Genomic DNA, 6,514 nt, shown 5'->3' with positions numbered 1-6,514 from the left:
ATGTTCTGGATGCGGGGATCATTGGAGGCCATAATCTCATGTTTAAGGTAAAAGTGCTTATTCATTTCTGCTTAATTCTGTTTTAAATAATTTATCTTTTTGACTCTGCAAAGATCCGACATATATACCAATATACCAAAAACGGCTTTTCGCGAAAAAAGCCGTTTTTGTATTATTTGGAAATCAAAAAAGGAAACAGAAATCAGTCCTTCAGATACAACTCGATTTGCACCATGAACAACTGTTTTTCAACGCTTTAATGCTTATCACATGTCTACTTCCATCCGCATCCATGAAATCTATAAGCAGATGCAGGGTATTGGCAAGTGCGCGAAATCCATACAGTCTTGCTCCCTCATTGTTGCTGACCAGCAGATGCACTAATGGGGTCAAGAAAGGTATACACTCTTCATATTCCACACGTAAACAACTGTGACACTGCAACAAGCACTCCATTGCGCAATTCAAGTCTTCATTCTCTTTCTCAAAACAATATGGAAACCTTTACCACAAAAATACTTTACCTTCCAAATAGGGCTTTTTTAGCCATAATCGTACTATTTGAAAACTGTTTATTTATGATATGATAACATATCGAATGCAAACAATGTTTTTAAAACTCAAAAACGATAGCGCAATGCTTCGTCATAAACCCGCATTTTTCCAACGTTCTTCGCGAAGCGATATTATCAGCGGCACAACCCGCAATGGGAGTATATCCCGCTTTCAAGCATGTTTCCTTCAGATGTGAAATAATGAGCGTAGCATACCCTTGCCTGCGAAATGCCGGATTCACCCACATTCCTACATCTAAAATTTCTTTGTCCGGAAGGACACGGATAAGATATCCACACCCCTAGAAGCACTCCATCCTTTTCGTACATAAGTATCATCCGGATACGGAACATCACTTTACCAAGTCTATGTAATCTCCATATCCTTCCACCTTCATTTTATCTTTAGGAATAAAGCGCAACGAAGCACTGTTGATGCAATAGCGTAAACCGCCTTTATCCGCCGGACCATCTGTAAAGACATGCCCTAAGTGGGCATCGCCTGCAGCACTCCGGACCTCTGTACGCACCATGCCATGGGATGTATCCATTTTCTCTTGAATAAGTTTACGGTCAATCGGCTTTGAGAAACTGGGCCAACCACAACCGGAATCAAACTTATCGGTTGAAACAAACAAAGGCTCACCCGTAGTGATGTCTACATAAATGCCGGGACGGTGTTCATCCCAATAATCATTATGAAAAGCCGGCTCGGTTGCATTCTTTTGAGTCACGGCATATTGTTCCGGAGTAAGTTTGGAACGTAAGGCCGCATCATCCGGTTTACTATAAGCGGGGGCAGATTTCTTCTGCATTTTAGCCTTACGTGCCAAGTCGAATAACTCAGGATGGATATGGCAATACCCACCCGGATTCTTATCCAGATAATCCTGATGATATTCTTCTGCCGGATAAAAGTTCTCCAAAGGCTTCATTTCTACTGCCAGCGGACGGGTATAAGTTGCAGCCAAACGGTGTACCGTTTCCTGAATGACCGATAAATCTGCCGGATCGGTGTAATAGATGCCTGTACGATATTGAGTACCCCTATCATTACCTTGCTTGTTTACACTGGTAGGGTCGATGGTTTTGAAATAAAGATCTATAAGAAAAGGCAGGTCCACTTTCACGGGATCATACTGCACTTTCACGGTTTCTGCAAAATCGGTAGTTCCGGTACATACCTGTTTATAAGTCGGATTGGCAATATTGCCGTTTGCATAACCTACTTGCGTTGCCTCTACGCCATCAATCAGTTTCAGAAAGTGTTCGGTTCCCCAGAAACAGCCTCCTGCCAAATAAATTTCCTTAGTTGATTTCATATCTTCTTTCTTTTCTGTCTGCCCAGCGCGGTTATTGGCACAAGCCAGACAACTCGTTAACAATATAAAAACAAATATGAGTAGTTTCATATCTTCAGTTCTCCAACAAATCTTATGTTATTGATATATTGAATATATAACAATCAAACCGGTAGGATAGTTGAACGCAGGGGACTACAAAGTCACATTACCCGTATTCTCTTCTATAAGAGAGGGGCGATCCGGCTCATAATTTATTTCTGCCTTACGGGCCTGCGAATGCTGAAACTGCCGGGCCACTTTAAACTCCTTTCCTTCTTTCAGTAAAAAAGAGCCTGTTTGTTTGAACCAGAAGCCTACATTGGCATCTATGCATTGGCGACGAATCTCCAAAACCCAGTCATAATCGCATATACGGGCATCCCGACCGGATTCTCCTCCAGCCACAACCTGCTCAACCCATTCACCTAACTCTCCCCTGAAATCTATCCGACTGAGAAGAGGTTCACAAATAATGATTTTATGCTTTATGGGAGCTGCCTTATAAATAGGCAGGCGATAGTCAATCCGATCCTGATTTTCCATCGTACAACAGATCGTTACATTATCATATCCTTCTCCCCAATCAGGAGGTAAACAATCCTTCAGCCGGTCAATGCGTTTAGTGATAAAAAGGAAATGAAGATCTTGCCTCAACCGCATCATCTCCCATGCTTCAGGACGCCATACGTCAGCATCTTCTACCAGAAAATCAGAAGTAAAACAAGTATAGACCAGATTACCGGAAGGTATCTTGTATGTTTTATTTTTCTTCTGTTGTATGGGTAGATTGAACTTTTCCGTCTTTGTTACAACAGAACTATCTTTACCATATTTACCATCCGTACGATAAACATAGCAATGCTGACACCCTGTACTAAACTTATGACAACCGTGCCAAGGATTCCACATCGACGTCTTTACACCTATTCGCAACATCTGCTTTTATCACTTTTCACCTACTTGAAAGAAACCGGAACCTCGCAATATGATATAAAAAACCTTACCCTCTACAATTCGTCCGCTCACTGAATGCACTAAAGTATGCTTCATCAGTTCATTCATACTGCCTATATTGACTGCGGTATAATTTTCATTTTCTGATAAAATGTTTATTGTCTCCATAGCTCTATGCTTTTATTGTTACTTTCACAAAAGTATGCAAAGAAATCGTATCTTTGAGACGGAATAAGATGAAAAAAGAGTAAAATCATGAATATTGAAGAATATCGGGAATATTGTTTAAGTATCAAAGGGGTAACAGAGAGTTTTCCCTTTGACGAGCATACACTTGTCTATAAAATCATGGATAAGATGTTTACTTTTGCCCCATTGAATCCTAAAGGGGGACGTTTCTGGGCGGATACGAAATGCGATACCGCCAGATCGGCAGAACTGATGGAGCAGTATAACGGTATTTCATTCGGCCCCTACTCCGATAAGAAATACTGGATTACCATCTACCTGGAGAGTGATGTGCCGGACAGTCTTATAAAGGAATTAATCAATCATTCCATAGAAGAGGTGGTAAAGAAACTGCCTAAGAAGAAGCAGGAAGAATATTATACCACATTAAAATAATGGGGTCCATAACTACAATTGCTCCTTGTGGTATCAATTGCACGTTATGCCACGCCTTTCAGGACGTAAAAAAGAAGTGCCCCGGTTGCAGAAGTAAAATTGGGGTAATTCGTAAAAGTTGTCTGAACTGCGCTATATCCAACTGTGATAAGAAAACAAATTACTGTTTTGAATGCATGGAATATCCCTGCAAGCAACTGAAATATTTAGACAAACAGTACCAGCTAAGATATAAGATGAGTATTCTTGAAAACCTCGATTACATCAGGCAGAAAGGAGAAGAAGCATTCATTGTCAGCCAAAACGAGAAATATACTTGTCCGGATTGCGGCAAACTAAGAACCGTACATTATGATTATTGCATCTATTGCAAACAGGAAAAGAAGAAATAACCTTCTATCTTTTCCGTTATCTTGACACACCTATGGCAAAAAGTTCAGAGAATACCCCCCTTGTGGAGCATATCCTCTGTTGATATCAGAAATCAAACTTTTCGAGCTTCATGGAAGCCAATCCCTGTATTTTGGGAACCAACGTCACGAAATGTTCCGCTTTCTCATGGGCAGATAACGATTCTGCATCCTGCCATGTTTCGCAAATCATCAGGACATCATTACGGGTAGCGCTTTCAAAAACATCATAGGCAATGCAGCCTTTGTCTTTCAAAGAAGATGCTACCAACTCTTTTGCAGCTTCCAACACCGCAGCACGGTTACTTTCGCTTACTTGAATAAAAACATTCAGTCTAATCATATTTGTAGAATTTTAAAAGTACGCTGCAAATGTAAACAGAAAAGTCGGAACTCTGATTCACTTGTCTGCATAAATACCGATGCGGTTGCCTTCCGAATCGGCAAATACTGCAAAATAACCTTTGCCATCGGCTTCTATCTTCGTGCAGGGAATGAGCACTTTCCCGCCCTTCTGCAACACACGTTCAAGGGTAGTTGCTATGTTATCCGTATTGAAATGGATAAGTACACCTTTCTCAGAAGGCTGAAAATCGGGCAGGAGGTCAAAAGATTGTGAGATGGCTCCTACAGTCTCACCGTCTTCGGTGAAGCATGCCATCTTCTCCTGTTCACACTCAAAGACCGGAAGTTTCATGTTCAGCACGGTTTCATAAAAATCTACAGCCCGACGGAAGTCTGTAGCCGGAATCTCAAAAAATGCAATCAACTTTTTCATTTTGGTTTCTTTTTTAAGGGTTATTACTATGCCTTTGCAAAGACAGGACAAAAGTAGGGCAAGAGGGGAAACCTCCATAGAAGAAAACGGACATCTTTAGAGAGAAGAAAAAAAGTGTCTTTAGAGAGTGGAAAAATAATCGGAAACGGGAGCGCATACAGACAAGTATTCCGCAGGGGTGTAACCGGAGAAGAGTTTAAACTCTTTAATCATGTGCGACTGGTCGGAGAAGCCACATTCATAAGCCACTTGTGCGAAAGGTGAGCCAGGATTCTGTTGCAGGACGTACAAGGCACGCTGCATACGCACGATGCGAAGAAAATCTTTTGGGGTGGTACCGATATAATCGGTAAAGACACGGCCGAACTGCTTGGTGCTGAGACAAGCTACATCGGAAAGTTGCAAAGTGTTTACCTGCGGATGAAGATTGATTTCGTCCAGAACAGTCGATAACCGTTTCAGATTATATTCGGAACCGGAGGCCAGGCGACGGAAAAAGAATTGTTCAATCAACCGGATGCACTGGTCGTTATCCGGAGTATCCGTTATCCGGCAGGATAAATCGGAAAGTTCCCTGTCTTCCACTTCATCCGTGGAAACATTCTGTCCGTTGAAAAGATGCAGGGGAATTTGCAGAAAGACTTTTGCCGCATAGGGCTGAAAGACAACCGTTATCATTTCTATAACTCCTGTCGACACGACGTCGGAGAAACCGAAAGACTGGCCGCTAATAAAGGATTGCGGTTGCAACCGCGACTCTTGTAGGCACATCAAGCGTTTGCCTTTATGAAATACCAGTTGCACACAGCCGACGGGCAAGGTACGTTCCGATACCGGCAAAGCGGCATCATCCCGCAATATCCAGTAGTAACGGATATAGGGAGACAATGCAGGAGCTGGTTTTACGATACGGAAAGTTTGCATAGTGCAAATATACGGGATTTGATTATTGCGGCAAAGGTAGGCAAAGGGTTTTAGGGGGAATAGTAAAAAAGGGACATTATTTATAAGATCTGCCTGTTTACAGTAAAATGGAGTATCGCCAACTGCAAAGTTTGCAGTTGAAAATAAGCAAACGACTGAAAATATCAACGAAAGAAAAAGAAACAGAGCCCCCCATAACAACTTTTTTGTACTTTTGCCCTATCACGACCTGTAAACGCATAAAAACAATGAATGTCAAGATAGAGGCAAGCTGGCAAAAACGCCTGCAAGAAGAATTCGACAAACCTTACTTTGAAAGGTTAGTGACCTTCGTAAAAAGTGAATATGGACGGACAAATGTTCTTCCACCTGGTCATCTTATCTTCCATGTATTTAATTCGTGCCCTTTTGAGAATGTAAAAGTCGTCATCTTAGGACAAGATCCTTATCCTAACCCCGGACAATATTACGGAATATGCTTTTCTGTCCCCGAAGGAGTTGCTATTCCCGGTTCATTAAGTAACATATTCAAAGAAATACATCAGGACTTAGGCAAGCCAATCCCGACTTCCGGTAATCTGGACCGTTGGGTAGCTCAAGGTGTTTTTCCAATGAACTCCGTCCTCACAGTACGTGCTCACGAAACAGGTTCGCACCGAAATATGGGCTGGGAAACATTTACTGACGCAGTTATCAAGAAATTAAGTGACGAACGGGAAAATTTGGTATTTATGCTTTGGGGAGCGTATGCCAAAGAAAAGGCAGCTTTAATTAATCCGGAAAAACATCTTGTGCTGACCACAGTCCATCCTTCTCCCCGATCTGCCGATTATGGTTTCTTCGGCTGCAAACACTTCAGCAAGGCCAATGAGTTTCTGAGAAGCAGAGGGATTCAAGAAATAGATTGGTAATCCGGTAAAGTGTTTT

10 protein-coding genes and 1 pseudogene are annotated in these 6,514 nt (G+C 41.9%); 4 read left to right on the top strand and 7 right to left on the bottom strand.

Annotated features, from left to right (window positions below; translation table 11 throughout):
* Positions 1-613: 613 nt before the first annotated feature.
* The 4 genes from BWI44_RS22275 to BWI44_RS02130 form a co-directional block, all read right to left on the bottom strand.
* Positions 614-841, bottom strand: coding sequence for a GNAT family N-acetyltransferase (locus BWI44_RS22275; protein WP_349815141.1), 228 nt, complete (start codon positions 839-841; stop codon positions 614-616).
* Between the two features lie 66 nt (positions 842-907).
* Positions 908-1,966, bottom strand: a complete 1,059-nt coding sequence (msrB, locus tag BWI44_RS02140) for a peptide-methionine (R)-S-oxide reductase MsrB (protein ID WP_195208293.1) — start codon at positions 1,964-1,966, stop codon at positions 908-910.
* 84 nt (positions 1,967-2,050) lie between these two features.
* Positions 2,051-2,824: a DUF5131 family protein gene (locus tag BWI44_RS02135; RefSeq protein WP_195208475.1), complete on the bottom strand. Its 774-nt coding sequence runs from the start codon at positions 2,822-2,824 to the stop codon at positions 2,051-2,053.
* A gap of 18 nt (positions 2,825-2,842) precedes the next feature.
* Positions 2,843-3,019: a hypothetical protein gene (locus BWI44_RS02130; RefSeq protein ID WP_182424535.1), complete on the bottom strand. Its 177-nt coding sequence runs from the start codon at positions 3,017-3,019 to the stop codon at positions 2,843-2,845.
* An 87-nt stretch (positions 3,020-3,106) separates the two neighbouring features.
* Here BWI44_RS02130 and BWI44_RS02125 point away from each other — a divergent pair, with 87 nt between their 5' ends.
* From BWI44_RS02125 to BWI44_RS02115, 3 genes and pseudogenes are all read left to right on the top strand, one after another.
* Positions 3,107-3,475, top strand: coding sequence for an MmcQ/YjbR family DNA-binding protein (locus BWI44_RS02125; RefSeq protein WP_007667691.1), 369 nt, complete (start codon positions 3,107-3,109; stop codon positions 3,473-3,475).
* A pseudogene (locus BWI44_RS02120) lies at positions 3,475-3,666 on the top strand (DUF3795 domain-containing protein); the annotation flags it as partial. The gene BWI44_RS02125 and the pseudogene BWI44_RS02120, both read left to right, overlap by 1 nt.
* A gap of 45 nt (positions 3,667-3,711) precedes the next feature.
* Entirely contained in the window at positions 3,712-3,867 is a 156-nt protein-coding gene (locus BWI44_RS02115) for a hypothetical protein (RefSeq protein WP_225663220.1), read from the top strand.
* Between the two features lie 85 nt (positions 3,868-3,952).
* Here the strand turns inward: BWI44_RS02115 and BWI44_RS02110 are convergent, their stop codons facing one another.
* From BWI44_RS02110 to BWI44_RS02100, 3 genes are all read right to left on the bottom strand, one after another.
* Positions 3,953-4,228, bottom strand: coding sequence for a putative quinol monooxygenase (locus BWI44_RS02110; protein WP_007667714.1), 276 nt, complete (start codon positions 4,226-4,228; stop codon positions 3,953-3,955).
* Between the two features lie 57 nt (positions 4,229-4,285).
* Positions 4,286-4,663 carry a VOC family protein gene (locus BWI44_RS02105; protein ID WP_021968346.1) on the bottom strand — a complete coding sequence of 126 codons (378 nt, stop codon included), beginning with the start codon at positions 4,661-4,663 and terminating at the stop codon, positions 4,286-4,288.
* A 120-nt stretch (positions 4,664-4,783) separates the two neighbouring features.
* Complete coding sequence (locus tag BWI44_RS02100; RefSeq protein ID WP_195208294.1) at positions 4,784-5,587, bottom strand: AraC family transcriptional regulator; 804 nt, start codon at positions 5,585-5,587, stop codon at positions 4,784-4,786.
* 248 nt (positions 5,588-5,835) lie between these two features.
* Between BWI44_RS02100 and ung the strand changes: the two genes are divergently transcribed.
* Positions 5,836-6,498: a uracil-DNA glycosylase gene (gene ung, locus BWI44_RS02095; protein WP_025834538.1), complete on the top strand. Its 663-nt coding sequence runs from the start codon at positions 5,836-5,838 to the stop codon at positions 6,496-6,498.
* The last annotated feature ends 16 nt before the right edge of the window (positions 6,499-6,514 follow it).

Origin of the sequence: Bacteroides sp. Phil13, from assembly GCF_001940965.1 — a bacterium.
Taxonomy (GTDB): Bacteria; Bacteroidota; Bacteroidia; order Bacteroidales; family Bacteroidaceae; genus Bacteroides; species Bacteroides intestinalis.
Note: the sequence above shows the minus strand (reverse complement) of the source record. Positions and strands in the feature narration are given on the sequence as shown.

Bases quoted from the DNA above. Each gene is read 5' to 3' on its own strand.
- msrB (WP_195208293.1), bottom strand. From the start codon at position 1,966: ATGAAACTACTCATATTTGTTTTTATATTGTTAACGAGTTGTCTGGCT.
- BWI44_RS02130 (WP_182424535.1), bottom strand. From the start codon at position 3,019: ATGGAGACAATAAACATTTTATCAGAAAATGAAAATTATACCGCAGTC.
- BWI44_RS02125 (WP_007667691.1), top strand. From the start codon at position 3,107: ATGAATATTGAAGAATATCGGGAATATTGTTTAAGTATCAAAGGGGTA.
- BWI44_RS02115 (WP_225663220.1), top strand. From the start codon at position 3,712: ATGAGTATTCTTGAAAACCTCGATTACATCAGGCAGAAAGGAGAAGAA.
- BWI44_RS02110 (WP_007667714.1), bottom strand. From the start codon at position 4,228: ATGATTAGACTGAATGTTTTTATTCAAGTAAGCGAAAGTAACCGTGCT.
- BWI44_RS02105 (WP_021968346.1), bottom strand. From the start codon at position 4,663: ATGAAAAAGTTGATTGCATTTTTTGAGATTCCGGCTACAGACTTCCGT.
- BWI44_RS02100 (WP_195208294.1), bottom strand. From the start codon at position 5,587: ATGCAAACTTTCCGTATCGTAAAACCAGCTCCTGCATTGTCTCCCTAT.
- ung (WP_025834538.1), top strand. From the start codon at position 5,836: ATGAATGTCAAGATAGAGGCAAGCTGGCAAAAACGCCTGCAAGAAGAA.